Below are 24,705 nucleotides of genomic sequence, written 5' to 3'. Positions count from 1 at the left end.
GACGCTTCCTCCCGCGCTTTGCTGGATACGACGTTCAACATCAGAGAATACCCACTGGGAGCACGGTTATGACGGGCGAGGAAATATCAGGCCGGGGGCTGCAATGGCAACCCGGGATGCTACGTTTTCCCTCCGAAATCCTGAGTCGGGCCAACGGTTTGGCGGCAACTTGGGGCCGTGGTTTAGCGGGGGTTATCGCTCGGCGTAGCCGAGCGCCGAGGCCGGCATCTCGGCCGCCGGAGCCTCCGGGATCACGCTGGCCACCGCCGGTCCCCGCAAGCCGGGAACAGTGCCCGGCGCGTCCGGGGTTCCGTTGATCATGTTGGAAAGTCCGCTGAATCCGGCCTGGGCGATCTTCCGCAGCACCAGGTCGTCGGCGGCGCCCCAGGGATCGCGGCCGCCCTTGGCGGCTGTCAGTTCCTCGCCGGACAGGCGCAATGCCCGCTGCTGGTTGGCGTCGTAGACGTCCCAGACCCAGGCGATCACGGTCTTGCCGCGCACGATTTGGGCGGAGAGGTAACTGCGCACGCGATAGGCAGCCGTCCCCTCGCGGGAGACGACGGACAGGCTGCGCAGCTTGGATTCGCTGTCGAGCACGCCGACCATGCGGTCGAACACCTGCGGGGGCGGCCCGTCGATCGATTCGAAGGCCACGGTCGCCCCTGAGCCGGTACTCGGCGCCATCGCATAGGAGTTGGCGGCGCCGCCGCCGCCGGCGCAGCCGCCAAGCGCGACCGCCGCCGCCAGCAGCATGACCGCCAGCACACGCGAACCCGCGCGGCCCAGGATGAATGACGCGTCCCTCATTATGGAGGGCAGCGATATCGTTAAAACGCATTAACGTCTAGGGCGGGAATGCTACATCGGCCTCTGGAGCGCATCGGGGCCGGGGCCGGTGGGCGGCCCGGCCGCGATGTGCATGCTCGCTCAGGCTGCCAGATGATGGCGCATCGCAGCCTGGATCCACACCCATTCCCGGTTTGGGCTGGAGTCGGGGGACTGCCCTCTCATGATCGCCACCAGTTCCCAATAGCGGTTCGCGCGAGCATCGTGCCGGACATATTTCGTGCGCATCCAGTTACGGAAGCCGGCGTCGGGCTTCTGGTTCATCAGGCGAGCCGAGATCTCCAGCCAATCCCGCGCCAGCTCATTGGCTTGCGCGGATGACGGTTCAAGCCCCTGTTCGATGGCTTGCTTCGCCCTGAGCACTATAGCGTCGCTTGCTTCCTGACAGGCCTTCATATCGATGACCTCGCGATCCCAGACATCGCCAGCGTTGGCTCGCATATTGGCGATGAAGGAGGGATCGCTCAGGAGCGCTGCAAGCTCGATCCATGCGTCGCATTGCTCAGGCGTTGGCGCGTCGGGCAGTTCCGGGACGGTCGCTTCCACCATCTGGCGGACCCATTCCTGATCGATGTTGATGCCGTCGGACACTCTTTCAAAAAAGCGTTCAACCACGTTGCGTCGTTCCACGCGGGACAGTTGCGTCATGCTCCAAAATCTCCTCAGATCGGCTTCGGTGAGTTGCGGTGAACGCAACGCAGCCCGCAGCGCGGCGGCGACGCGGCGCTGAGCGGCGATCTCCGCCTCCAGCGCTTCGAGCCGTAGCTTCAGAGCCTCGGCAAGCGACAGCTCCTGGCAGAGGACCTCCCGGATCGCATCCAGGCCAAGGCCGGCATCACGGAGACAGCGGATGAGCTCCAGTCGGACAGTTCGCTATCCGTGAAGACGCGGTAGCCGCTCGCAGTTCGGTCTGCCGGCGGCAACAATCCCTCGTCCGAATAGAAGCGAAGCTTGCGGACCGAGATGCCGCAGAGCCGTGCCGCTTCGCCGATGCTGTAGGTGCGTTGCTTCATTCCGCGTTTCTGCGGTTTCCAGCAGGTGGAGAGTCAAGGCCGTTTTGAAGCAAGAACGAAGCGACGGCCAGCTTACCCCTCGAGCGCGATCGCGTGGATGTGGCGGCCGTAATCCGGCTCCTTGCGATGCACCGAGCGGCGATAGCTGAAGAAGCGCTCGTCGGCATAGGTGTCCAGGCCAAGATCGTCGATCATCAGGATGCCGGCGACTTCCAGCCGCCTCCGGATGAAGCCGGCGAGGTCGAACATCGCGTGTCCGGCGCGCACCGACGGGATGAAGAACATGGCGTTGTCCGCGTCCGCTTCGATGAAGCGCGCCACGAACTCGTTGCCGACCTCGTAGCTGTCCTGGCGGATCAAGGGGCCGATCGCGGCGATGATGCCGCTGCGCGTGGCGCCGAGCTTCTCCATCGCCGAGATCGTCTGATCCAGCACGCCGGTCAGCGCGCCCTTCCAGCCGGCATGGGCGCCGCCGATCACGCGCGCGTTGGGATCGACGAACAGCACCGGCCCGCAATCGGCGGTGGAGACGCCGAGCGCGATGCCGGGTGTTTTCGTGACCAGCGCATCGCCCTTCGGCCGCGGTCCGCTCGGCCACGGCGCTTCGGCAACGAGGACATCGGGTGAATGGATCTGGTGCAGGCTGATGAAGCGCTCCGGGGCGACGCCGACATGCTCGGCCATGCGGCGGCGGTTCTCCGCGACATGCGCCGGATCGTCGTTGGAGCCGAGCCCGCCATTGAGCGCAGAATAAATCCCGCCTGAGACACCGCCCTCGCGGGTGAAGAAGGCATGGCGCAGGCCGGGCACGGCCGACAGCAGCGACGAAGCAAGCGTCATGAGGCGCCTCCGGCCCGGTCGAGATCGCTGAGGCCGGCGATGCCGGTCAGCCGCGGCTCGGAGATGCCGAGCACCTTGAACATCGAGCCCATGCCGCTGCGCCCGGTATCGGTCAGGCGCTTGAGCGCCACCGAAATGTCGGTGGCGACTTCAGGGGTCGCCTTCTGCATCAGGGCAGCCGCGCGGGTATCGATGCCGACGCGCTTGAGGAAATCGCCCTGCGTCACCGGGCCGTGCACACGGGCGCCGACATCCTCGGCCGCGCGCGCCAGGGCCTGGAAGTCGACATGGGCGGTGACGTCGGCCTGGCCCGGCGCCTTCAGGGGATCGGTGAAGGTGTGGCGCGCGATCGCCTGGAAGGTGTCGCCGGCATCGCTGCGCAGATGGCCGTAGTCGATGATCAGCGCCGCGCCGTCCTGGTCGCGCACGCGCGTGGCGAGCTTCATGATCTCGCCGTCGGGTCGCCATTCGAACACGGCGCCAACGGGAGCGGCGCGCACCAGAGGCGGCAGCAGCACGTCGAAGCGCGGCGTCGGGTCGGCGGCCGCGCCGAATTGAAGCTTGCCGTTGGGATCGATCTCGATCACGCGCTCGTGCCAGCCGTTCTCGCGCTTCACCATCTGGCGGATCGGCAGCACGTCGAAATATTCGTTGGCGAGGATGATGCTCGGGCCTTCCGGCACGTCGTCGATGCTGTCGTGCCAGGCGATGTTGCGCACGCCTGCCAGCGTCGCACTCTGCCGCTCGCGCAGCACGGGATTGACCTCGACCATGTGGACGTGAAGCGCCTGGTAGAGCGGCGGCAGCACGCGCAGCGCGCGCAGGGCATCCGCCATCATGGTGCCGCGGCCGGGGCCGAGCTCGATCAGCCGCAGGAATTGCGGCGAGCCCATCTGCTTCCACACCGAGGCGGTCCACAGCCCCAGGAGCTCGCCGAACATCTGGCTGACCTCGGGCGCTGTGGTGAAGTCGCCTTCGCGCCCGAGCGGATCGCGCGAGACGTAATAGCCATAGCGCGGATGCATCAGGCATAGTTCCATGTACCGCCAGACCGGCATGGGCCCTGAGGATTTGATCAGCGCCCTGATCTCGTTGAGTAGCGGCTGTTCGGTCACGGTCTGTCTTCTCGAAAGGAATTAACTGATAGCCCCGGCGGGCTTCGGCGCGCCGCGCCTGATAGCCAATACAATAAGTATGAGGCCTACAATAAGCATCGGGATCGACAACAGCATGCCCATGGTTAATCCGCCCCAGAGGAAGCCGAGCTGGACGTCCGGCTCGCGGAAATGCTCGCCGGCGATGCGGGTCAGGCCATAGATCAGGATGAAGGCGCCGAGGATCATGCCGGGCCGCTTCAGGGCGCCGAAACGGATCATGATCGCGAGCACGGTGAACAGCAGGATGCCCTCCATGCCGGCCTCATAGAGCTGGCTCGGATGGCGCGGCAGCTGCGAGGGATCGTTCGGGAAGATCATCGCCCAGGGCAGGCCGGGGTCGGCGGCGCGACCCCACAATTCGCCATTGATGAAATTGGCGATGCGCCCGAGCAGCAGCCCGACCGGGGCGACCGCGGTGGTGATGTCGCCCAGCGACAGGATCGAGATGCGGTTGCGATAGGCAAACCACATCACCGCGACGACGCAGCCGAGGAAGCCGCCATGGAAGGACATGCCGCCCTCCCACAATTTGAAGATCGCGGCGGGGTGATCGATGAAGAAGGGCAGATTGTAGAACAGCACGTAGCCGGTGCGGCCGCCGAGAATGATGCCGAGCGTGACCCACAGGATGAAGTCGTCGATCTGCACCAGCGACATCGGCGCGGGGCCGTTCCACAGGCGCTCTTTCTTCAGCAGCGAGCGCGCATAGAGCCAGCCGAACACGATGCCGCTGATATAGGCCAGCGCATACCAGCGGATCGCGAACGGACCGATCTCGATCGCGATCGGCTTGAAGGCGGGAAAGTCGATGAGCAGAAAGGGCATCAGGCCTTCTAGACTTAAACGAGATTGCGGCGATAGAGCGCCAGCAGCCGCTCCCAATGCCGTTCGGCAGCGTCGCGGTCGTAGACCGGGCGCTTGGGGAAGGCGAAGCCGTGATGCGTGCCGGGATAGATCTCGACCTCGGCTTTCGCACCGCTCATGCCCTGCTTGACCTTCTCGATGACCTCGGCGGGCGCGTAGATGTCGGTCTCGGCGCAGGCGAAATAGAGCTCGGCCCTGGTCTTGCCTGAGGCGAGATGCGGGCTGTTGTCTTCGTCGGTCGCCAGATGCGTTCCGTAGATCGAGGCGGCGGCCTTGACGCGGTCGGCAAAGTGCGTGGCCGCGTTGACGGCGTAGCGGCCGCTCATGCAATAACCGACGGTGCCGACGATTTTCGTATTGGCAGCCGCCTGGCCCTCGGCATAGGTGAGCAGGGCCCTGGTGTCCTCCATGATCATGGGAATGTTGAGCGAGGCCATGAGCTGGAACATGCGCTTGCGCTCGGGTGCATTCGGATCAGCCGGCAGCGCGCCGAGCTCCATCACGCCGGAGCGGTAATAGAGGTTCGGCAGCATCACGTAATAGCCCGAGGTGGCGAGCCGGCGCGCCATGTCGCGCAGCTCCTCGCGGATCGCCGGCGCATCCATGTAGAACAGGATGACCGGAAACGGCCCGCCGCGTTCGGGATGGGTGATGAAGGTTGCGGTGTGGCCGTCCTTGGTGGGAATCGCGATCTGCTGATCGATCATCTCGTGCGCCTTCTGATTCTTGTTATGCAGGGACGTTGAATACGATTGCAAGGAAACCGGGGCATGACAAGGATACCGCCGATCGGCTCTTGAACCGTTTCGCCCGGATTGCCATTGTCTTTTCGCGCGTTCGCGCAAAGTTTATCTGAGGCCGCCAGGAGACCGACATGACCCAGACCAACAACCGGTTTTTCGATGAGATCGGCCGCCTGATGAACGACGCCGCCGGTGCCGCCCAGGGCGTCAAGCGCGAGTTCGATACCGTGATGCGCACCCAGGCCGAGAAATTCCTGCGCGACATGGACCTGGTCAAGCGCGAGGAGTTCGAGGCGGTCAAGGACATGGCCCGCCTCGCCCGCGAGGAGAACGAGGCCCTGAAGGCGCGCATCGTGGCGCTGGAGGCCAAGTTCGGCGGAACGCCGACGTAAGGCCGCCGCTCTTACCCTCCCCCTCCAGGGAAGGGTGGAACCCCACCAGGCGGCCCATTCTCCTTGTCATTTCCGCGTCTTCCGGGTAAAAGCCCGCCACGTCCGCAGCCCCCGCACCCCTGGAGGCTTGCTGCGGCGACGCGATGGGCCGCCTTGCGGCCCATTAACTTTTGCAAAAACAAGGACTTATGACTATGGCGACGACCGTCAAGGAATTGAAGGCGACCGCACGTCCGAAGAGCGGCAAGGGGGCCGCCCGGGCTGAGCGTCGCGCCGGGAAAGTGCCCGGAGTGATCTATGGCAACAAGCAACCCCCGCTCCCGATCTCGGTTGACGATCGTGAACTGCGCCAGCGCATCCTCGCCGGCCGGTTCCTGACCACGCTGGTCGACATCGACCTCGAGGGCAAGAAGCACCGCGTGATCCCGCGCGACTATCACCTTGATCCGGTCAAGGATTTCCCGATCCATGTCGACTTCATGCGTCTCGGCGAAGGTGCCACCATCCGCATCAGCGTTCCGTTGCATGTGGTGAAAGCGGAAGGTTCGCCCGGCGTGAAGCGCGGCGGCGCCGTCAACATCGTCGCGCATTCGATCGAGCTCGAATGCGGCGTCGAGAGCATCCCGCAATTCATCGAGGCTGATGTCGGCTCACTCGAAATCGGTCACTCCCTGCATCTGTCGGACGTCAAGCTGCCGGCCGGCGTGAAGGCGCTGACCCGCGAGGACGCGACCCTCGTCACCATCGTGCCGCCGTCCGGCTACGCCGAAGAGCAGAAGGCCGCGGCTGCGGCTGCAGCTCCGGGCGCTGCTGCGGCTGCTCCGGCGGCTGGCGCTGCGGCTCCGGCTGCGGGTGCTGCTGCTCCGGCTGCGGCTGCCAAGGCTCCCGCCGGCGGCGACAAGAAGAAGTAATCTCTCAAAGAGCTGGGCGCGCGGTCCTTGATCGCGCGCCGAGCGAGGGGCGCGCCGCGTCATGCGACTCTTTGTTGGGCTCGGCAATCCCGGCGCGAAATACGCACGTAACCGGCACAATATCGGCTTCATGGCCGTCGACGAGATCGCGCGGCGTCATGGCTTTGCCCCATGGCGCCGCCGCTTTCAGGGCGAGACCTCGGAAGGTGCGCTCGGCACTGAGCGCATCATCCTGCTCAAGCCGACGACCTACATGAATGACTCGGGCCGCAGCGTTCAGGAAGCGGCAAGCTTCTTCAAGATCGCGCCCGGCGACGTCACCGTGTTCCACGACGAGCTCGAGCTACCACCGGGCAAGGTGCGCGTGAAGATCGGCGGCGGCATCGCCGGCCACAACGGCCTGCGCTCGATCTCGGCGCACATCGGCAACGAGTATCGCCGGGTCCGGCTCGGCATCGGTCATCCCGGCGTCAAGGAGCTGGTGCATGGCCACGTGCTGTCGGACTTCGCCAAGGCCGACAACGACTGGGTGGCGACGTTGTGCGAGGCGGTGGCCGAGCACGCGGCACTGGTTGCCAAAGGCACGGACGCGACCTTCGCCAACAGGGTGCATCTCGCCATGCAGGCGAAGGGCTTTTTGACCAAGGACGAGAACGGCAAGGAATAGGGCGCCGTTTTCTCCGTCAGGCCCGGCCATGACGAATACGGATAGAGGACGACCATGGGATTTAAATGCGGGATCGTCGGGTTGCCCAATGTCGGCAAGTCGACCTTGTTCAATGCGCTGACCGAGACGGCCGCGGCGCAGGCCGCGAACTATCCGTTCTGCACCATCGAGCCGAATGTCGGCGAAGTCGCCGTGCCCGATCCGCGGCTCGACAAGCTCTCGGCCATCGCCAAATCGGCGCAGATCATCCCGACCCGGCTGACCTTCGTCGACATCGCCGGCCTCGTGCGCGGCGCCTCCAAGGGTGAAGGCCTCGGCAACCAGTTCCTCGCCAACATCCGCGAGGTCGACGCCATCGCGCATGTCGTGCGCTGCTTCGAGGATTCCGACATCACGCATGTCGAGGGCAAGATCGCCCCGCTCGCCGACATCGAGACCATCGAGACCGAGCTGATGCTCGCCGACCTCGACAGCCTCGAGAAGCGCGTCGACAACCTCACGAAGAAGGCCAAGGGCAACGACAAGGACGCCAAGGAGCAGCTCGACCTCGTCAACCGCACGCTGGTGTTGCTGCGCGAGGGCAAGCCCGCCCGCCTCGTCGAGCGCAAGGCGGAGGAGGAGCGCGCCTTCGGGATGCTCGGCCTGCTGTCGTCGAAGCCCGTGCTCTACGTCTGCAACGTCGAGGAAGGCTCGGCCGCCACGGGCAATTCGTTCTCCAAGGCGGTGGAGGAGCAGGCGGCCAAGGAAGGCGCCGTTGCCGTCGTCATCTCCGCCAAGATCGAATCCGAGATCGCCACCATTTCGCGCGAGGAGCGTGCCGACTTCCTGGAGACGCTGGGTCTCGAAGAAGCCGGCCTCGATCGCCTGATCCGCGCCGGCTATACCCTGCTCGACCTCATCACCTATTTCACGGTGGGCCCGAAGGAAGCGCGCGCCTGGACCATCTATCGCGGCACCAAGGCCCCGGGCGCGGCCGGCGTGATCCACACCGACTTCGAAAAAGGCTTCATCCGCGCCGAGACGATTGCGTATGAGGACTATGTCGCGCTGAACGGCGAAGCCGGCGCCCGCGATGCCGGCAAGCTGCGTCTCGAAGGCAAGGAATACGTCGTCGCCGACGGCGACGTGATGCACTTCAGGTTCAATACGTAAGACGCGAAAGAGCGGTGCTGTAGGGTGGGCAAAGCGACTTGTCCGCCGTAGCTCGAAGAGCGAAGGCGGAAGCGTGCCCACCACGTCTCTCTCAAATCGCGAAAGGATGGTGGGCACGGCGCTTTGCGCCTTTGCCCACCCTACGGCACCTGCAGCCGCCTCACCGCGCCCCGCCGCCCTGGTCGCGGATCGCGCCGAGATGCTCGTTGATGCGGAAGACGATCAGGATCAGCTCCGCGGCGATGCGCGAGAACACGATGCCGACAACGATGCTCGCGATCGATGACAGCAGCACCAGGAAGCCGCCGAACGGGCTGATCGCCATCGTCGCGAGACCGGAGAAGATTCCGGAAAGGCCGAACAGGCAGATCAGTGCGATCACCAGCCAGTAGAAGGTCTTGATGATCGTAGGGGTTATGAATCGGTCCCATTGAAACAGGTCGCTGAATGAAAACATTGCTCTCCCCAGGGCAAATCGGGCCTCGGCCTGCCGGTTGATCCGACTCAAGACCAACGCCGACACCCCATATGTAGCACGAGCCATGCGGGCCGGCGGGTTGAGATTGCCGCAAAGTGCGGCCACAATCTGTCATTCCCTCGAAGCTTTCCCGAGATGACCCTGACCTTCGAAGATTTCCCGCCCGGCCGGTTCGGAACATTCGGCCCGCGCCATGTCACCCGCGACGAGATCTTGGCTTTCGCCGCCGAGTTCGATCCGCAGCCGATGCACCTCGATGAGGAGGCCGCGGCCAAGAGCATGCTGCGCGGCCTGTCCGGCTCGGGCTGGCACCTCTGCTCGCTGATGATGCGGATGATGGCCGATGGCTTCATCACACGCGCCGCTTCGCTCGGCTCGCCCGGCGTCGACGAGGTGCGCTGGCTGTCACCCTTGCGGCCCGGCGACGATCTCATGCTCGACGTCGACGTGCTGGAGGCGCGCGCCTCGAAGAGCCGGCCGGAGCTCGGCATCGTCAAGTTCAAATGCACGGTGCGCAACGCCAAGGGCGAGGCGCTGTGCGAGATGACCTCGCCGATCCTGATCAAGCGCCGCGAGGGAGCAGTCTGATGCCCTTCTTCGAGGAGATCGAGATCGGCCACCGCCGCGAGATCGGCGCCTACATGTTCACCGCGGAGTCCATCAAAACGTTCGCCGCAAAGTTCGATCCGCAGCGCTTCCACCTCGACGAGGAGGAAGGCAAGAACTCGCTGTTCGGCGGCCTCGCGGCCTCGGGCTGGCATGTCGGCTCGGCCTGCATGAGCCTGCTTGTCGCCGATGGCCAGCGTCTGGCGCGTGAGGCCGCTTCGCGCGGCGAGGAGGTCGCGGTGTGGGGGCCGTCGCCTGGCTTTCGCGACCTGCGCTGGATCAGGCCGGTGCTGGCCGGCGACACCGTCGCCTACGTCAACGAAGTCATCGACAAGCGCAGCTCCGCCTCGCGCCCCGGCTGGGGCATTCTGACGGCCCGCACCACCGGCACCAACCAGCGCGGCGAGGAGGTCTATTCCATCACCGCCAGCGCCTTCGTGCCGATGCGGAAGGGCGGTTAGACCTGTTCCAGGATGAACGGTCCAAATGTGTGCGCGAGTGTTGCCTCCGCGCTATGGACGCGATTCCGGGCGGCTGCCATAAGCCTGCTCAACATGATGACCCGCGAAGCAGTTGGCGGAACCATCGAGTTGCTAACCAATTATGAACCTGTCGCTGTCTAATTGAAACGAATTGGGCAGAGAACAGGGGACGAGGACCATGGCAGACCGCGGCGCACTCAAGCTGGTGGGATTTATCTTTGCGACCGCGACGCTGGCAGTGATGCTGGTCGCCGGCATGGTGGTGAAGGGCTATGCCGATGGCGGCTACACCCTGGAAGCCTCGACGGTCGACGCGAGCCGTTAAGGGCTCATTAACTCTTCGGGGCCGGACGTCCGGCCTCCGCCGTCAGCGGCTATAGACGAACGCCAGCACCGCGATCGCGACCGCCAGCAATCCGACGAAGCGCAGCATGATCGTGCCGAACTGGTTCGGCGCGGGCCGCAGCGGGATAGGGTCCGTATTGTCGGGCCGAATGCTTTCCATCTGAAATGTCCCCAGGCCCGGCCGCAAGGCTGCGGGCGCTTGGCATTGGTCGGCGGGGAGGGGCGGTGGGTTCAAAGTGAACCGGGTCGGCTGCATTGACTGTGTGAACGCATGTCCACTGCCCCAATCTTTCGCAGCCACACCCTCCGCTGTCATGCCCCGGCTTGCCGCCTTCGCTGAAGCTTCGGCGGCCGGGCGAGCTTGTGGCCCGGCGTAGCCTTGGCGGAGCCGGGACCGGGGCATCCAGTACGCTGCGGCGTCTCGGCTCTTGCCTCATTGTCTCTGGAATACTGGATCGCCCGATCCCGTCTCCGCCAAGGGCTTCGCCGGGCCAAGAACTCACTCGGCCGCCGAAGCCTTAGCGAAGGCGGCAAGTCGGGCGATGACACCTATTGTGGGGAGCTTGTGCGCATCCAACTCCCCCACGAATCAAAACCGCCGCGCCCCTTGCGGAACGCGGCGGCTGGTGGTGCTTGACGTGAATGATCAGCTGTTGCGCAGGCCGTCGGCGGCGCGCTTCCACTGCGCGACGTTGTCGGCGATCATGCGGGTCGACTTCATCGCGGCCTGGCTGAGCTGGGCGTAGCCGGAGATCTCGCGCTGGACGCGCTGGCCTTCGGCATGGAGCAGGTCGCGCAGGCTCTCGAGCTCGGAGATCAGGTTCTCGATCTCGGCGAGCGAGGTGCCGGCGACGCGCTGGATCAGCGAGTTGACGTTGGTGACCGTGGCTTCCGCGCTCGGATCGAGCGGCGGCGTGTCGGTGGTTCCCGATGCCGGCCGGCGCAGATAGGCGATGTCGTTGCGGACGAAGTCGCGGATGCCGGCTTCAACTTCCGTCACTGCGGCGAGGTTGGTGTCGACCGTCTCGGTCTCGGTGGCTTCGGTCTTTTCCGGACGCATGGCGTTCATCGTTATTCCCCTGTTCGCGTTGAGCGCGGCGCGAGTGTCCCCCGCACGACGAGTTCGGTCATCCGACTAGGGCGTCGGATTTTGACCGCAACTTGGCCGAGATACGGCAAGGGCGGACGATTCGGGGGCTTTGCCGTGGCGTATGGTTACGAGAGTCTGAACTGCTGGGAAAACGAACCTATCCCGGGATGATGGGAGAGGGGGGCTGGACTGCTACCAGCTCTTCTTGAAGCCCGCCGTCAGGCTCTTGTTGATCGCGCCCTGCGAGGTCTCGCCGACTGAGCCGGAGACGGTGACGTTGTCGAACAGCTTTTGCTCCGCGCCGACCTTGCGCAGCCATTTGTCGTCGGTGGTCGACAGCGACTGGCCCGCGGTGATGCTGGTGCCGGTGTCGGTGAGGGTGACCTTGGCGCTCTGCTCGGTCTCGTAATTGCGGGTGATGCGCCCGCCGATGCCGGGCACCGCGGTGGTGCTCTGCTGGTTGACGCTGTAGCCGTTCTGGAGCGTCAGCGACGTGTCGCTCGACAGCGGCACCGACTTGATCAGCGACGCCCCGATCTTGCTCTGCTCGGCGCCGGGATCGACGCGGGCTTCCACCGCGGTCTTGTCCCAGATCGAGCCGGCGCCCGGCGCGGTCGCCGCCGCCCAGGCGCTGCCGGACGATTGCGGCAGGCTGCCGCCATTGGTGGCTTTCTGCGCCAGCAGCTCGGACATCGTCCGCGGCTCGCTCGTCACCGTCATGTCGGCGCCGATGCGGGCGTCCCAGAACGAGAAGACCGACTGCTTCACCGTCACCGCTGAGGAGCCGTTGGCGTTCGCGTTCGACGACCAGTTCAGTCCGTCCTTGGCGGCGGCCTGGGCGCGCTTCTTGGCGGCCATGACGTCGTTGCCGGTACCGGCGTCGACCGCGAGCTGGCTCCAGTCGAGCTTGTCGACGTCGATGCCCTTTAAAATGTCGGGGTCGTTGACGTCGGGGGCTGCGGCGGTCTTTGTGGCTTCGGTCTCGGCCTCGTCGTCAGGCGCAGCCGCCGAGAAGGGCGGGATGATCTGCGCCGAGACCGTCAGAACCGAGCCCAAAATGAATGCGGCCGCCAGCACCGGCAGCCTGGTCCAGCCAAAACCTGTCGAGAATTCCATCGTCCTGCCCGCGAGCCCAGCGCATGCCTGCCGCCACTATAATGCGGCCTTCGGTGATGACCATGCGCCATTCCGTCCGCTCAACACATGGTGATCTATCGTTGCGAAATTGTGGCGGCTCGCCTCGGCCAGGGCATGATCCGGACCCGAAGGGCCGCGCCAGCGCAAAGTGTGCAGCGGTTTTCCCTCGCGACAAGCGCGGAACGCGTTTGCGCGGAGATCATGCGCAAACCACTGGAATGGCGAACCAACGGGCCGCGCGAAAGGCGCGCGCCCGATGACGAGCTTCGCCACGACGGCATCCGGCGGGGCTGGAGGCCAGGACGCGGGGCGGGCGAGCATCAATCATCGGTCCCGGCAAGCGGGGCCCGTTGGCGTCCCCCTCAGCCGACGCGGGTCATCTTCGGCAGATGAATGGCGCGGCCGAGTGCCTGTTCAACCAGATCGAAGGTGTCGACCAGCACGCGCATGCTGATCAGCTTGCCCGCCCTGAACTGGGCGAACTGCGCGACCCGCAAGCTAATCGGCTTGTCGGAATCCAGCGCGGTCAGCGAATAGCGCAGCATCGAGGCGGCGGAATCCACGCCGAGCATGATGCTCTCGCGGTCGAAGCGGCGGACGTGGAAATTGTCGGCAAGCTGGCGGATGACGTCGAGCACGGCGTCCCGGCCCTGGCGCGCGCCGAGGAACGGAAACATGTCGATCGGACCGTAGATCGCCCACTCGACGTCCTCGTCGATCAGGGCCTCGATGTCCCTGAAATCCCGGTCGTTCACCGCGCGATGCAACGCGCGCGAGAAACGCCAGAGGCTGTGCTCTGTCATTTGGGGGCGTCCTGAAGCTGGCTTGCAGAAAAAACGGAAAGCAACCCCATGCACAGAAAAGGTGCGGGGGCCGCTCAACTCATTCGTATACAAATAAAATAGGCGATTTCGGCCAAAACGCAATTCACGTTTTCGCAATGCACAATTGATGCGGCTTTGTGAGATTTACAACAGAACCCCGTAATCTCCCGGTCTCTGCTTCATCTGTCCGTAAGAACGGTGGCGAGGGCGAAGGGTCATCCTCCGTCCACTCGCGCGCCCACGATCAGCGGCCCGATCTCCCGCTCCAGCACCTGCTGCACCAGATCGTAGGAATCGATAATCTCGCGGATCTGCGCCACCAGTCCGCCCCGGAAGCTGTAGAACACGGCCATGTCGAACTGCACGATGCGATCGTTGCTGCGCTTCTTGAAATAGGTGTGCATGTAGGTCGCGACCTCGTCGCCCTCGGCGAGGATGTGCGGCGCCTTGTAGCGGATTTCGGAATAGCGCGACCAGACCGTCTGCCACAGCTCGCGCAGCTCCTGCTTGCCGTGACGCGGCACCATGTGCGGCAGCACGTCGATCGGCGCGTGGGTGAGGAAGTCGACGTCGTCGGTGCAGCACGACAGCGCGGCCTCGATATCGCCGCGCGCAAAGCTGTCCAGCAGATGCAGCACGCGTTGCCTGTTCAGCGATTCAACCGTCATGCCGCTCCCGCCCTCGTGGGGTGTCGATTGCAAACGCCAATGCGCGCTCTGCGGGTCCATCAATCCGCAAAAACAAAGATGTCCGGATCATATGACGCGCCGATGCAAGGCCCGGTTCATGAAATGCAATTACCGGTTGCGTTCGTAGCCACCCGCAAGAATTCGAGCGGGTTTTCGCGCGCCGCATGACGCCGCGTGCATGCCGGCGGGCGCATCCCGCCGCGCCCGGCACACGGGAACCCGTGCCCGTCGGTGCTCGTTGAGACACCGAAACCGATCCGGAGACATCGATCATGAAATCCCCGCTTCTCACCGTCGCCGCAGCACTGCTGATGCTGGGCGCGACCTCGGCCGCCAACGCCAAGGGCTGCATCAAGGGCGCCGTCGTCGGCGGCGTCGCCGGCCACTATGCCGGCCATCACGGCGTCCTGGGCGCCGCCGCCGGCTGCCTCTACGGCAGGCATCACGCCAAGGAGCAGGAAAAGCAGCAGCAACAGCAGGGTCAGGTGAACGGGCAGGGGAAGCTGTAAGGCGCAAACGGCACCACATGCTCCCTCGTCATTCCGGGGCGCGCGAAGCGCGAGCCCGGAATCCATAACCACGACAAGCGCGGAGGATACTCCGTCGCTTACCTCTTCTTCCACCCACCCCGTCGTCCCGGCTGCCCACCCGTCGACTTCGGCGCCGGCCCGAACTCCGGGCCCGACTGCCTTGAGTCCGTCGGCTGGATGATCCGGCTCGTGCTGCCGAACGGCTTTGCCGGCAGGCTCGGGTTCTCGCGATAGGGCAACGACTCCGGCCCGTGCATCTCGTCGAGATGCGGCTTGTGCACCTTCGATCCGCTGCCACCGCCTCCGCCGCCGCTCGCTTTCAGCGCGGAGCTCACGGTTTTCTTCTTCATGGCGCTGACGGGCAGGTTGGCGGCGTCGCCGTACTTCTTGGTGCCGGCGTAGGCGCCGGCCTTGCCCTGCACCGTGCGCTGCTTGACGGTGGGATCGTCGACCACTGCGAGCTCGGTGGCGCGCAGGCGTTTGACTTCGTCGCGGAGGCGGGCGGCTTCCTCGAAGTTCAGATCGGCGGCGGCCTCGCGCATCCTTGTTTCGAGATCGGCGAGCACGGCTTCAAAGTTGTGGCCGATCGAGATGACGTCGTCGGTCATGTCGTGGCCGCCGACCTCGACCAGCACGTGGTCGCGCTCGTAGACGGAGTTGAGGATGTCGCCGATCTGCTTCTTCACGCTCTCCGGCGTGATGCCGTTGGCGGTGTTGTACTCGACCTGCTTTTCGCGGCGCCGGTTGGTTTCCGCGATGGCGCGCTCCATCGAGCCCGTCATCTGGTCGGCATAGAGGATCACCTTGCCGTCGACGTTGCGCGCGGCGCGGCCGATGGTCTGAATCAAGGACGTTTCACTGCGCAAAAAGCCTTCCTTGTCGGCGTCCAGAATCGCGACCAGCGCGCATTCGGGAATGTCGAGGCCTTCGCGGAGCAGGTTGATGCCGACCAGCGCGTCGAACGCGCCGAGACGGAGGTCCCTGATGATCTCGATGCGCTCGATGGTGTCGATATCGGAGTGCATGTAGCGAACGCGAATACCCTGCTCATGCAGATATTCGGTGAGGTCCTCCGCCATGCGCTTTGTGAGTACGGTGATCAGCGAGCGATAGCCTGCCTGGGCGGTGGCGCGGACCTCGCCGACGAGATCGTCGACCTGGGTGCGAGCGGGGCGGATATTAACGGGAGGATCAATAAGTCCGGTCGGTCGGATCACCTGTTCGACGAACACGCCGCCGCTTTCGTTCAGCTCCCAGCCGCTCGGCGTGGCAGAGACCGCGACCGTCTGCGGCCGCATCATATCCCACTCCTCGAAGCGGAGCGGGCGGTTGTCCATGCACGACGGCAGGCGGAAGCCGTATTCGGCCAGCGTCGCCTTGCGGCGGAAGTCGCCGCGGAACATGCCGCCGATCTGCGGCACGGTGACGTGGCTCTCGTCGGCGAACACCAGCGCGTTGTCGGGGACGTATTCGAACAGCGTCGGCGGCGGCTCGCCGGGCAGGCGCCCGGTGAGATAGCGCGAATAGTTCTCGATGCCGGCGCAGCTTCCCGTCGCCTCCATCATCTCGAGATCGAAGGTGGTGCGCTGCTCGAGCCGCTGCGCTTCCAGCAGACGGCCCTGGTCGTGTAGCTGGTCGAGCCGCTGCTTCAGCTCCGATTTGATCGACTTGATCGCCTGCACCAGCGTCGGGCGCGGCGTCACGTAGTGCGAGTTGGCGTACATCTTGATGAATTCGAGCTCGTCCTGCTTGTGGCCGGTGAGCGGATCGAACTCCTCGATGGTCTCGATGGTGTCGCCGAACAGGTTCACGCGCCAGGCACGGTCTTCATAGTGCGCCGGGAAGATGTCGATGACGTCGCCGCGCACGCGAAACGTGCCGCGGGTAAAATCGGCCTGGGTGCGCTTGTACTGGAGGGCGACGAGGTCGGCGATCAGCTGGCGCTGGTCGATGCGCTCGCCCTTCTTCAGCGCGAAGGTCATCGCGGTGTAGGTCTCGACCGAGCCGATACCGTAGATGCAGGACACCGACGCCACGATGATGACGTCGTCGCGTTCGAGCAGCGCGCGCGTCGCCGAGTGGCGCATGCGGTCGATCTGCTCGTTGATCGAAGAATCCTTTTCGATGTAGGTGTCCGTGCGAGGGACGTAGGCTTCCGGCTGGTAGTAGTCGTAATAGCTGACGAAATATTCGACCGCGTTGTCGGGGAAGAAGCTCCTGAACTCGCCATAGAGCTGGGCGGCGAGCGTCTTGTTCGGCGCCAGGATGATGGCGGGCCGCTGCGTCGCCTCGATCACCTTGGCCATGGTGTAGGTCTTGCCGGAGCCGGTGACGCCGAGCAGCACCTGCGAGCGGTCGTTACGCTCTATGCCTTCGACCAGCTCGGCGATCGCGGTCGGCTGGTCGCCGCGCGGCTGGTACGGCGATTTGATCTCGAAGCGCACGCCGCCTTCGGACTTCTCCGGGCGCGGCGGCCGGTGCGGCGTCCACACCTTGGTGGAGCCGTCGTCCCTGCGGAACTCCGGCCGGCCCTCGCGGATCAGCGATTCCAGCGCGTCGGCGGTGGCCTTGACGCCGAGCGCCTCCATCTTGGTGCGCGGCGGACGCGCCAGCGCCTCGGCGTCGTCCTCCTCGGTGGGAAGCCCGAGCTGCCGCGCCAGTTCCGGATCGAGGGTCGGGATCGTGGCGGCAGTGCCGTAATTGGCCTGCGGCGCTTCTTCAAAGCCTTCGGTGGTCGCGCGCGCGCCCGGCGGCTGCGGATTCGGCCGCAGCGGCATCGGCTTGGCATTATCCTGCGGAAACTCCTTTGGCGTCGAGGCGCGTGCGCGATGGGCGGCAGCCTCGCCCCCGGCGCGGCGGTCGCGCGAATTGTCCGGCGGCGGCTGCAGCCCGGTGCCCGATCCCAGCCCGGCATCGCCGCGATTAATCGCGGGATTGAGCAACTCGGCCAACGCCGGCCCGATCGGCTGGACGTCAGGCCGATGTGCCTTCGAGTTCGGGGCCTTGGATTTGGGGGATTTCGGGGGAGCAGGTTTCTTCGCCATGCCCCGAATATGGGACGAGTCAGCCCTTCAGAAAAGAGCGAATGCCCGTCCGTGCTCAGGCTGCTGACAGCAGGTTGGCAGCAGGAACCATGATCGCCCCGACGCGACAAATTTGTCGTTGCGTCGGACGGCGATGGCGCTACTTTAGGTGGTGTTTATTGCGCGATGATCTGACCATTTTCATGCATCTCGGCGGCGCTTTCGGCCGCAGGCGCGGCCAGTCGCCTCAACAGCGGGTAGATTCCATGACAATCAATTTCATCCCGAACGACCCCAATGCCGTGACCGACATGCAGCAACGGCAGCAGGACGCGCGGCCCGACCGTCCGGCCGGGCGTGCAAATTTCAACTATGAGGCTCACGCGGCCGAGGCCCCGTTCGGTGTCAATCAGCGGGACTTTCTGTTCTGGCAGAGCCGGGAAGCGGCGCTCGCCGCTGTGGAGGCCTGGGAGACCTATGCCGGCAACCTCGCCAGATGGTCGCAAGGGCCTCGCATCGACATCAGCCTGACCTACAATGACGGTGAAACGGTCGGCCCCCGGCGGTTGAATGCCTATTACGACACCCAAGGTGTTCGGTTCTTCGACTTCAACGACGGCACCACAACCACCTTCTCCGCGGCCAGCACCGACACGGTCAGCCATGAGGTCGGCCACGCCCTGCTCGATTCCCAGCGGCCGGAGCTGTTCAACAGCCCGCTACCCGAGGTCGGAGCGTTTCACGAAGCGTTCGGCGACGTGGTTGCCCTGCTGACCGCGCTGTCGGACCAGGCGACGCGGATCAAGCTGCTTGAGATCACGCCCGACCTGTCCCAGCCGAATTTCGTCGAGGCGAGTTCCGAATATCTGTCGGCCGCCATTCTCAAGCAGTTCGGCAACGTCAATCCCTCGAAGCCGCGGCGGGCGCTGAATACGTTCAAATGGCAGCTGCCCAGCACCTTGCCGGCCGGCAAGTTCGAAGATCCGCCAGAATTGCTCACGCGCGAGAGCCACAATTTCAGCCGCGTCTTCACCGGCGCATTCTATGACACGCTCCGCGGCGTGTTCGCGGCGAGCGGCGCCGGCAGCGAGGCGGCGCTGCTGACCGCCGCGCAGACCTGCGGCAGGCTGTTGGTCGAAGCGGTGCGGCAGACGCCGGAGACGGCGCGATATTTTCAGTCCGTGGGCCGGGCCATGGTCAAGGCCGACGGCCAGATCAACAACGGCGCCAATCGCGAGATCATCGGCAAGGCGTTCTCCGATCACGACATCATGCTCGGCAGCGCCGCCATGACCGCGCCGACGGCGGCGTTGGCGGGGCCGCCACCCAAGATCCTGAAGGCGAGCGCCACGATCGCGCCGAGCACGCTCTCGGATCTGCGCGAGCGGATCGGCGCGAAGGGCGCCAGATTCGCGATCCGCCCGCTCGCCATGCTCGGGGAGGGCGTGGCGGAAGCGGTGCATCGGCGCGAAGTCCCGCTCGACGATATCGACACCAGACTTCGCGGCGTGGTCGCCTTCGCGGCGGAGCCGGTTCTGATCGGCCGCTCCGGCGCCCGTGCGGCGGTGCTCGGCGCGTTGCCAGAGCACAACCGCACGGAGGACGAGGTCGGCGCCTTCGTCGAGACGCTGCTCAGGAACGGTCGCATCGAGCTCGACGGCAAGCCGAAGGCGGCCGCAAAGACGGCGAAGAAGAAGAAAGGGCTGGTGGCCGCCGCCGCGGCCGACGATACGTCGTCGAACAATGTTCGCACCCACGTCATCCGCACGGTCGGCGGCAAAAGGGTGCTGACCCGCATCCGCTTCCTGTGCGGCTGCTGCATTTGAGGCGGCGGTCTGCGGTCAAAAGGCCGTCAAGCGGCGGCGGCGCAGAATGCGCCGCCCCTCAGAATCCGTTTCCACCCGATAGGTCGGCAGCACGGGCGATGCGGGATCGGGCGGACCGTCGGCAATCTGCTTGTTGGCCGCGAGCGACTGCACATTCAGAATGGCCTCGGCCACGTCGTCAGGACGGGGCGTCGAGTGCACCGCGGTGATGCGACCGGCCGAATCGAGGCTCGCCGCGACCTCCACCGGCAACTCAACATGCACGTCGTTGAAGCTGCCGAGGTCGGGCGAATGCAGCTGCACCAGATTGCGTGCAGTGCCGCGGAGCTTGTTCGGGCTGAGGTCCTCGATGGATTGAAGCCTCAGGCCACGGTCGGCCAAAGCGGGTCTGAACACCGCTTCGCTGTTCTTGAAACCGGCGGCGCCAATGTCCTGCGAGATCAGCAAGGGGGCCTGCGACCAGGATGTGAAATCGGTGCCATATCGCAGGGTCTTCATCCCAAGTTTGCGGCAGGCCGCTATATGCTCGGCATTTTCCGTGATGAACAGCGCCTGATTCAAGCCGCCATCGACACCGGCGCGCTTAAAGGCTGTCTCGAACACCAAGGCATCGGGCTTTCTCGCGCCGGCATGGGTCGACAGCGTCACGCGTTCCTCGACCGGTTCGAAGAAGCGCCGCAGGCCGGTCCTGTCGAGCAACTCAAGGTATTCGGCAAAGGTCGCAGCGATCGCCTGTGATGTCCGCGGTTCAGGCATCGTGTAGTCCGAGACCAGGCACACGACCAGCGGCGCGTGGTCCGCCGTCTCGAAGGTCTCGATCACGCCGAGCGCGTCCTCGACGCCGGGAAACGGTTTTTCACTGGAGGAGTCGATCAGTGTATCGCCGAGATCGAGCAGCAGAGCCTTGATCATCCGTCATGCCTCGCCTGCGCGCGCGGTTGCTGCGGCAGCATAGCAGTTGCAGGGGCCGGATGGAATTGCGATTGCGAGCGTGCGACCGGATCGCCGGTCGCGCCTTACGCCGCCGGCGGCGGGGCCTCGTCGTCGTTGCTCGCCCGGTGCGGCTCGAGGATGTCGAGACGGATCCCGCCGCAATCGGTGCAGCGCATGGTCCAGTACTCGCATCCGGCGCGGCCGCCGATCACACGGAGCACCGCGAGATCGCCGTCGCATTCGGGACATTTCGACAGCACATTACGGGCGTAGATTCTCGGCCGCGGCGTGTCTTCGAATTCGATGACTGACATGACCGGTTCCCCCTTTATGCTGCGCTGTCCCTTGGTTCGCTTGGAGGCCCGCGCTTATTCGTCGTCGTGGTCGTCGGCCCGCCGGCGGAAGCGGTCGATGTGGTGCTTGGCATCGGCGATCGCCGCGCTCTGATCGGGCCAGGCGAAACCGACTTCCATGGCCGGAAACAGCACGCCGTCGATGGCGAGGGGGCTGAGATCGGCGCGGCGGATGCGGGCATGCCAGAGGCCTTTGCCGGCCTCGAAGGATTCGATGTCAAAGCCGTCGTAGATGGTCGTCATTGTAGTCCCCAAATGTTCCGTAAGTGTCTTGTTGAAGGGTCAGGGGACCACGTTTGGCGGGTTCAGTATGTGAAGCCATTCACAAGCGGCCGGCTTTTTTGCCCAGGGCCTCGTGGAACGGGCGTCAGTTCCGCGGCGCGGCGCGGCCGATCCGCCTGGCGGGGCGTGCGGCGGGCTCCGAGGCCGCCCGCATGATCCAGCGCCGGAACGCGGCGAAGTCGCGCTGCTCGGTCTGAAAACTGCGATACAGCAGGTACCAGCGCATGCCCTTGGGAACCGAGAGATCGAACGGCGCGACCAGCCGGCCGGCGGCGAGATCGTCGTCGATATAGGGCCGGATGCCCATGGCGATGCCGAGGCCGTCGGCGGCGGCCTGGAGCGCCTGGCCGTAGAACTGGAATTCCGGTCCGCGCGCGTTGATGCGGGTGAGGTTCGCCGCCTTGAGCCAGATCGGCCAATCCTCCGGCGAATGCGTGACGCGGATCAGGCCTGGCCCTTTGAGGTCGGCGGACCGCTTCAGGCCGGTGGCGAGGCGGGGCACGCAGACCGGCGTGAGGTCGCCGGCGAACAAGGGCTCGGCGACCAGGCCGGGCCAGTCGCCGGTGCCGAGCTTGATGCCGCAGCTCCAGTCCTCGCCGAATGGGACCTCGGCACCACCGGTGGTGAAACGCACCTCGATGTCGGGCTCCTCGCTGCGAAACTCCGACAGCCGCGGAATCAGCCAGCGCATCGCAAAGGTGTGGCCGACGCCGATGGTGAGCACGCGGACGCTGGAGGGCGCCGTCACCTGCGCGGTGAGACTTGCCAGCGCGTCGAAGATCGGCGTCAGCCCGCTTTGATAGGCGCGGCCTGCCTGCGTCAGCACGAGCTTGTTGGCCTTGCGTTCGAACAGCGCGACGCCGAGACGTTCCTCCAGCAGATGCACCATGCGGCTGACGGCGGCCGCCGACACGCTGAGCTCGAGCCCGGCCGCAGCAAAGCTGCCGGTCCGCGCCGCCGCCTCGAATGCCTTGATGCCGTTGAGAAACAGCAGCCGCCGCAAATGACCCACCCTCAGGAAAACTGATGCAAGGCCAAGATAACTCAGTTTGCGAAGCCGGGGCAAGCGAGGCACAAGAATGAGAGTAATTCCAAGTTGTGTTTGGGGCCGCCGCCGCTGCTTCTTCACCTCCCCCGCCTGCGGGGAGAGGCCGGAATTTGCGAGAGCAAATTCCGGGTGAGGGGTCTCTCCGCGAGTCCCTCTGCCACCTTCCTTGCGGAGACTCCCCCTCACCCCACCCTCTCCCCGCAAGCGGGGCGAGGGAGTGATGCAGCCTTCGTCTCTTACGCACGTGCAGGAGAATCTCTCGTGACGCCCATCATGATCGCTGCCCTTGGATTGCTGATGGTCGCCACCGCGTTCCTGTCGGGGCTGTTCGGCATGGCGGGCGGGTTGATCCTGATCGGTGTGCTGCTGGCGCTGATGCCGCTGCCGACCGCGATGGTGCTGCATGCGATCACGCAGATGGCCTCGAACGGCTGGCGCGCATTTCTGTGGCGGGCGCATATCCGCTGGCGGCCGGTCGCGAACTACATGGTCGGCGCTGCCGTCGCGCTCGCGGCCTGGTCGCTCACCCGCTATGTGCCGGACAAGCCGATGGCGCTGCTGCTGCTCGGCATCACCCCGTTCATGGCGCGGCTGCTGCCGTCGAACATCAAGCCGGATCCCGACCGTCTCTGGCAGGGCACCGTCTATGGTACGATCTGCATGGGCTTGATGCTGATGACCGGCGTGTCGGGACCGTTGCTCGACACCTTCTTCCTCGGCGGCGATTTCGGCCGGCGCGAGAAGGTGGCGACCAAGGCGATGTGCCAGCTCGTCAGCCATTTCACCAAGCTCGTCTATTTCGGCGGCATCATCGACCAGGCCGCGAGCCTCGATCCCGTGCTCGCGGGCGTCGCGATTATCGCCTCGATGCTCGGCACCACGCTGGCGCGGCGCATCCTCGAAGCCATGACCGACCAGCAATTCGTGACCTGGTCGAACAAGCTGATCACCACCATCGCCTGCTACTACATCGCCTATGGCGGCTGGCTCCTGCTTCGTACCCCGGTGCTGGCGGCCTTCGACAAGGGAGGTTTGCAATGAGCGAGACGGCCGACCCGCTGGTGCTGGACTTCGTCGAATGGATCGCGCGCGAGCCGCGCGCCTATGCCGAGGTGATCGCGACCTGGAAGACCTCGTGCCCGCGCCTCACCATCTGGGAAGACGCCGCCGAGCGCGGCTACGTCACCCGCGAAACGATTGCAGGCGTGGGGCTGATCATCGCGGTGACGACGGACGGCGAGAGGTTGCTGCGCACGAACGGGCGGTGACACACACCTCCGCCTCCACATCGTCATTGCGAGCGCAAGCGAAGCAATCCAGAATGTCTCCGCGGCGGCAGTCTGGATTGCTTCGCTGCGCTCGCAATGACGGAACACCAGCCATGTCGCTCAAACTCTTCGAACTCGTCGGCACCGACGCTTCGCGCCCGTTCAGCCCGTATTGCTGGCGCACGCGGATGGCGCTGGCGCACAAGGGCCTGTCGGCGGAATCGCTGCCCTGGCGCTTCACCGAGAAGAGCGCGATATCGCCGCACGGCTCGGAGAGGGTCCCGGTGCTGCTGCATCATGACAAGCCCGTGATCGATTCCTGGGCGATCGCGAATTATCTCGAAGACAATTTTCCAGACCAGCCGTCCCTGTTCGGCGGCGACGGCGGCCGCGCCATGGCGCGCTTGCTCAACGCCTGGGGCGATATCGCGATCGTCGGCGGCCTCTCTCTGCTGATCGTCGCCGACATCCCGAAAAACCTCGGCGAGGTCGACGCCGCCTATTTCCGCCAGTCGCGTGAGGCGCGGTTCGGCAAGCCCCTGGAAGAGGTCCAGGCGAGCCGCGAGACCGGCGTCGTCGCGTTCCGCAAGTCGCTCGAAGTGATGCGGCAGACGTTCAAGACGCAGGCCTATCTCGGCGGCAGCGCGCCGAACTATGCCGACTATATCGTGTTCGGCGGTTTTCAATGGGCGCGTGTGGTGAGCCCGTTCAGGCTGCTGGAAGTGGATGATCCCGTCTATGCGTGGCGCGAAAAACTGCTCGACGCGTTCGACGGCATGGCGCGAAAATCGCCGGGACATCCCGTCTAAGCTTCGTAGCCCGGATGGAGCGGAAGCGAAATCCGGGATTTGCGCCTGCGGAAGGATTCCCGGATTACGCTTGCGCTCCATCCGGGCTACGCACCGCCGCCGCCTTCCTCAGACATTCCCGGCACAAACAATCCTCGCCTTTGACTGGCATCGGCAGCCGCGCCGTTTCCTCCGCGCACCAGCAGCTTCCCGAGAGATCGCAGCCGAACTCGGTGCCGCAACGGGAGCAGGCGAGGCGGCGCGGTTCCGGCAAGGGAAAATCGGAGGGAAATTCTTTCGCATTTGTCATGATTTGCCCAAAGGCTTCGCCGTCATTTTCATGCCGGGTTCATCTCCCGCTACGGTATAATAGGCGCTGCGCTCAGACTCGGAAAGCGGTTGGCAACGCGCGAAGGAC

Annotated in this window: 31 protein-coding genes; 12 read left to right on the top strand and 19 right to left on the bottom strand. The window is 65.1% G+C overall.

From position 1 onward, the window contains the following. Nucleotides 1-192 precede the first annotated feature (192 nt). The 7 genes from ABIA90_RS32700 to ABIA90_RS32670 form a co-directional block, all read right to left on the bottom strand. Nucleotides 193-807 (bottom strand): hypothetical protein, encoded by a 615-nt coding sequence (locus ABIA90_RS32700; protein WP_208084535.1) that lies wholly within the window; start codon nucleotides 805-807, stop codon nucleotides 193-195. Nucleotides 808-927: 120 nt separating this feature from the next. After that, nucleotides 928-1,494: a hypothetical protein gene (locus ABIA90_RS32695; protein ID WP_354120895.1), complete on the bottom strand. Its 567-nt coding sequence runs from the start codon at nucleotides 1,492-1,494 to the stop codon at nucleotides 928-930. Nucleotides 1,495-1,613: 119 nt separating this feature from the next. After that, nucleotides 1,614-1,859, bottom strand: coding sequence for a MerR family DNA-binding transcriptional regulator (locus ABIA90_RS32690; protein ID WP_354120896.1), 246 nt, complete (start codon nucleotides 1,857-1,859; stop codon nucleotides 1,614-1,616). 72 nt (nucleotides 1,860-1,931) lie between these two features. Continuing rightward, on the bottom strand, nucleotides 1,932-2,699 hold the full coding sequence (pgeF, locus tag ABIA90_RS32685; RefSeq protein WP_354120897.1) for a peptidoglycan editing factor PgeF: 768 nt from the start codon (nucleotides 2,697-2,699) through the stop codon (nucleotides 1,932-1,934). Further along, the gene (locus tag ABIA90_RS32680) at nucleotides 2,696-3,814 is read right to left on the bottom strand and encodes a class I SAM-dependent methyltransferase (RefSeq protein ID WP_354120898.1); all 1,119 of its coding nucleotides are present in this window, start codon (nucleotides 3,812-3,814) and stop codon (nucleotides 2,696-2,698) included. The genes pgeF and ABIA90_RS32680 overlap by 4 nt, the downstream gene beginning before the upstream one ends. Before the next feature lie 21 nt (nucleotides 3,815-3,835). Further along, entirely contained in the window at nucleotides 3,836-4,681 is an 846-nt protein-coding gene (gene lgt, locus ABIA90_RS32675; protein ID WP_354120899.1) for a prolipoprotein diacylglyceryl transferase, read from the bottom strand. Nucleotides 4,682-4,695: 14 nt separating this feature from the next. Beyond that, nucleotides 4,696-5,427 (bottom strand): dienelactone hydrolase family protein, encoded by a 732-nt coding sequence (locus ABIA90_RS32670; protein ID WP_354120900.1) that lies wholly within the window; start codon nucleotides 5,425-5,427, stop codon nucleotides 4,696-4,698. A 167-nt stretch (nucleotides 5,428-5,594) separates the two neighbouring features. On the opposite strand from ABIA90_RS32670, the gene ABIA90_RS32665 reads away from it, so the two are divergent. The 4 genes from ABIA90_RS32665 to ychF all read left to right on the top strand — a co-directional run bounded on the left by ABIA90_RS32665 (nucleotide 5,595) and on the right by ychF (nucleotide 8,585). Further along, complete coding sequence (locus ABIA90_RS32665) at nucleotides 5,595-5,855, top strand: accessory factor UbiK family protein (RefSeq protein ID WP_071909564.1); 261 nt, start codon at nucleotides 5,595-5,597, stop codon at nucleotides 5,853-5,855. Between the two features lie 194 nt (nucleotides 5,856-6,049). Then, nucleotides 6,050-6,766, top strand: coding sequence for a 50S ribosomal protein L25/general stress protein Ctc (locus ABIA90_RS32660; RefSeq protein WP_063985553.1), 717 nt, complete (start codon nucleotides 6,050-6,052; stop codon nucleotides 6,764-6,766). Nucleotides 6,767-6,827: 61 nt separating this feature from the next. Continuing rightward, nucleotides 6,828-7,433 (top strand): aminoacyl-tRNA hydrolase, encoded by a 606-nt coding sequence (gene pth, locus ABIA90_RS32655; protein ID WP_085399290.1) that lies wholly within the window; start codon nucleotides 6,828-6,830, stop codon nucleotides 7,431-7,433. Nucleotides 7,434-7,487: 54 nt separating this feature from the next. After that, nucleotides 7,488-8,585 (top strand): redox-regulated ATPase YchF, encoded by a 1,098-nt coding sequence (ychF, locus tag ABIA90_RS32650; RefSeq protein WP_028151572.1) that lies wholly within the window; start codon nucleotides 7,488-7,490, stop codon nucleotides 8,583-8,585. A gap of 160 nt (nucleotides 8,586-8,745) precedes the next feature. On the opposite strand, the gene ABIA90_RS32645 is transcribed toward ychF, so the two are convergent. After that, nucleotides 8,746-9,042, bottom strand: a complete 297-nt coding sequence (locus ABIA90_RS32645; RefSeq protein ID WP_063985551.1) for a DUF4282 domain-containing protein — start codon at nucleotides 9,040-9,042, stop codon at nucleotides 8,746-8,748. 156 nt (nucleotides 9,043-9,198) lie between these two features. On the opposite strand from ABIA90_RS32645, the gene ABIA90_RS32640 reads away from it, so the two are divergent. From ABIA90_RS32640 to ABIA90_RS32630, 3 genes are all read left to right on the top strand, one after another. Beyond that, nucleotides 9,199-9,651, top strand: coding sequence for a MaoC family dehydratase (locus ABIA90_RS32640; RefSeq protein ID WP_166103499.1), 453 nt, complete (start codon nucleotides 9,199-9,201; stop codon nucleotides 9,649-9,651). After that, nucleotides 9,651-10,130, top strand: a complete 480-nt coding sequence (locus ABIA90_RS32635; RefSeq protein ID WP_166103496.1) for a MaoC family dehydratase — start codon at nucleotides 9,651-9,653, stop codon at nucleotides 10,128-10,130. The genes ABIA90_RS32640 and ABIA90_RS32635 overlap by 1 nt, the downstream gene beginning before the upstream one ends. 199 nt (nucleotides 10,131-10,329) lie before the next feature. Further along, the gene (locus tag ABIA90_RS32630) at nucleotides 10,330-10,476 is read left to right on the top strand and encodes a hypothetical protein (protein WP_166103493.1); all 147 of its coding nucleotides are present in this window, start codon (nucleotides 10,330-10,332) and stop codon (nucleotides 10,474-10,476) included. Nucleotides 10,477-10,518: 42 nt separating this feature from the next. Here the strand turns inward: ABIA90_RS32630 and ABIA90_RS32625 are convergent, their stop codons facing one another. The 5 genes from ABIA90_RS32625 to ABIA90_RS32605 all read right to left on the bottom strand — a co-directional run bounded on the left by ABIA90_RS32625 (nucleotide 10,519) and on the right by ABIA90_RS32605 (nucleotide 14,215). Continuing rightward, entirely contained in the window at nucleotides 10,519-10,656 is a 138-nt protein-coding gene (locus tag ABIA90_RS32625) for a hypothetical protein (protein WP_014492018.1), read from the bottom strand. Between the two features lie 486 nt (nucleotides 10,657-11,142). Next, the gene (locus ABIA90_RS32620; protein WP_063985548.1) at nucleotides 11,143-11,565 is read right to left on the bottom strand and encodes a hypothetical protein; all 423 of its coding nucleotides are present in this window, start codon (nucleotides 11,563-11,565) and stop codon (nucleotides 11,143-11,145) included. Between the two features lie 213 nt (nucleotides 11,566-11,778). After that, on the bottom strand, nucleotides 11,779-12,702 hold the full coding sequence (locus tag ABIA90_RS32615) for a hypothetical protein (protein WP_354120901.1): 924 nt from the start codon (nucleotides 12,700-12,702) through the stop codon (nucleotides 11,779-11,781). Nucleotides 12,703-13,085: 383 nt separating this feature from the next. Continuing rightward, a complete protein-coding gene (locus ABIA90_RS32610) occupies nucleotides 13,086-13,526 on the bottom strand; it encodes a nuclear transport factor 2 family protein (RefSeq protein ID WP_063985546.1) in 441 nt (146 codons plus the stop codon). Nucleotides 13,527-13,762: 236 nt separating this feature from the next. Further along, a complete protein-coding gene (locus ABIA90_RS32605) occupies nucleotides 13,763-14,215 on the bottom strand; it encodes a nuclear transport factor 2 family protein (protein WP_354120902.1) in 453 nt (150 codons plus the stop codon). A 293-nt stretch (nucleotides 14,216-14,508) separates the two neighbouring features. On the opposite strand from ABIA90_RS32605, the gene ABIA90_RS32600 reads away from it, so the two are divergent. After that, the gene (locus ABIA90_RS32600; protein WP_028151579.1) at nucleotides 14,509-14,745 is read left to right on the top strand and encodes a hypothetical protein; all 237 of its coding nucleotides are present in this window, start codon (nucleotides 14,509-14,511) and stop codon (nucleotides 14,743-14,745) included. Nucleotides 14,746-14,843: 98 nt separating this feature from the next. Here the strand turns inward: ABIA90_RS32600 and uvrB are convergent, their stop codons facing one another. Continuing rightward, on the bottom strand, nucleotides 14,844-17,810 hold the full coding sequence (gene uvrB / locus ABIA90_RS32595; RefSeq protein ID WP_354120903.1) for an excinuclease ABC subunit UvrB: 2,967 nt from the start codon (nucleotides 17,808-17,810) through the stop codon (nucleotides 14,844-14,846). A 245-nt stretch (nucleotides 17,811-18,055) separates the two neighbouring features. On the opposite strand from uvrB, the gene ABIA90_RS32590 reads away from it, so the two are divergent. Continuing rightward, complete coding sequence (locus tag ABIA90_RS32590) at nucleotides 18,056-19,615, top strand: gluzincin family metallopeptidase (RefSeq protein WP_354120904.1); 1,560 nt, start codon at nucleotides 18,056-18,058, stop codon at nucleotides 19,613-19,615. 15 nt (nucleotides 19,616-19,630) lie between these two features. Here ABIA90_RS32590 and ABIA90_RS32585 read toward each other — a convergent pair whose 3' ends face one another. From ABIA90_RS32585 to ABIA90_RS32570, 4 genes are all read right to left on the bottom strand, one after another. Next, on the bottom strand, nucleotides 19,631-20,527 hold the full coding sequence (locus tag ABIA90_RS32585) for an HAD family hydrolase (RefSeq protein ID WP_354120905.1): 897 nt from the start codon (nucleotides 20,525-20,527) through the stop codon (nucleotides 19,631-19,633). Between the two features lie 104 nt (nucleotides 20,528-20,631). Further along, nucleotides 20,632-20,862, bottom strand: coding sequence for a hypothetical protein (locus tag ABIA90_RS32580; RefSeq protein WP_354120906.1), 231 nt, complete (start codon nucleotides 20,860-20,862; stop codon nucleotides 20,632-20,634). A gap of 54 nt (nucleotides 20,863-20,916) precedes the next feature. Then, the gene (locus tag ABIA90_RS32575; protein WP_354120907.1) at nucleotides 20,917-21,144 is read right to left on the bottom strand and encodes a hypothetical protein; all 228 of its coding nucleotides are present in this window, start codon (nucleotides 21,142-21,144) and stop codon (nucleotides 20,917-20,919) included. A gap of 124 nt (nucleotides 21,145-21,268) precedes the next feature. Beyond that, on the bottom strand, nucleotides 21,269-22,186 hold the full coding sequence (locus tag ABIA90_RS32570; RefSeq protein ID WP_354120908.1) for a LysR substrate-binding domain-containing protein: 918 nt from the start codon (nucleotides 22,184-22,186) through the stop codon (nucleotides 21,269-21,271). A gap of 306 nt (nucleotides 22,187-22,492) precedes the next feature. On the opposite strand from ABIA90_RS32570, the gene ABIA90_RS32565 reads away from it, so the two are divergent. The 3 genes from ABIA90_RS32565 (at nucleotide 22,493) to ABIA90_RS32555 (ending at nucleotide 24,308) form a co-directional block, all read left to right on the top strand. Then, complete coding sequence (locus ABIA90_RS32565) at nucleotides 22,493-23,272, top strand: TSUP family transporter (RefSeq protein WP_354120909.1); 780 nt, start codon at nucleotides 22,493-22,495, stop codon at nucleotides 23,270-23,272. Continuing rightward, nucleotides 23,269-23,499 (top strand): hypothetical protein, encoded by a 231-nt coding sequence (locus ABIA90_RS32560; protein WP_208084552.1) that lies wholly within the window; start codon nucleotides 23,269-23,271, stop codon nucleotides 23,497-23,499. The genes ABIA90_RS32565 and ABIA90_RS32560 overlap by 4 nt, the downstream gene beginning before the upstream one ends. A gap of 113 nt (nucleotides 23,500-23,612) precedes the next feature. Further along, entirely contained in the window at nucleotides 23,613-24,308 is a 696-nt protein-coding gene (locus ABIA90_RS32555) for a glutathione S-transferase family protein (RefSeq protein ID WP_354120910.1), read from the top strand. Between the two features lie 64 nt (nucleotides 24,309-24,372). Here the strand turns inward: ABIA90_RS32555 and ABIA90_RS32550 are convergent, their stop codons facing one another. Then, a complete protein-coding gene (locus ABIA90_RS32550; RefSeq protein ID WP_354120911.1) occupies nucleotides 24,373-24,597 on the bottom strand; it encodes a cysteine-rich CWC family protein in 225 nt (74 codons plus the stop codon). Nucleotides 24,598-24,705: the final 108 nt, after the last annotated feature.

This window comes from Bradyrhizobium sp. LA6.8 (assembly GCF_040547935.1).
Lineage (GTDB): Bacteria > Pseudomonadota > Alphaproteobacteria > Rhizobiales > Xanthobacteraceae > Bradyrhizobium > Bradyrhizobium barranii.
Note: the sequence above shows the minus strand (reverse complement) of the source record. Positions and strands in the feature narration are given on the sequence as shown.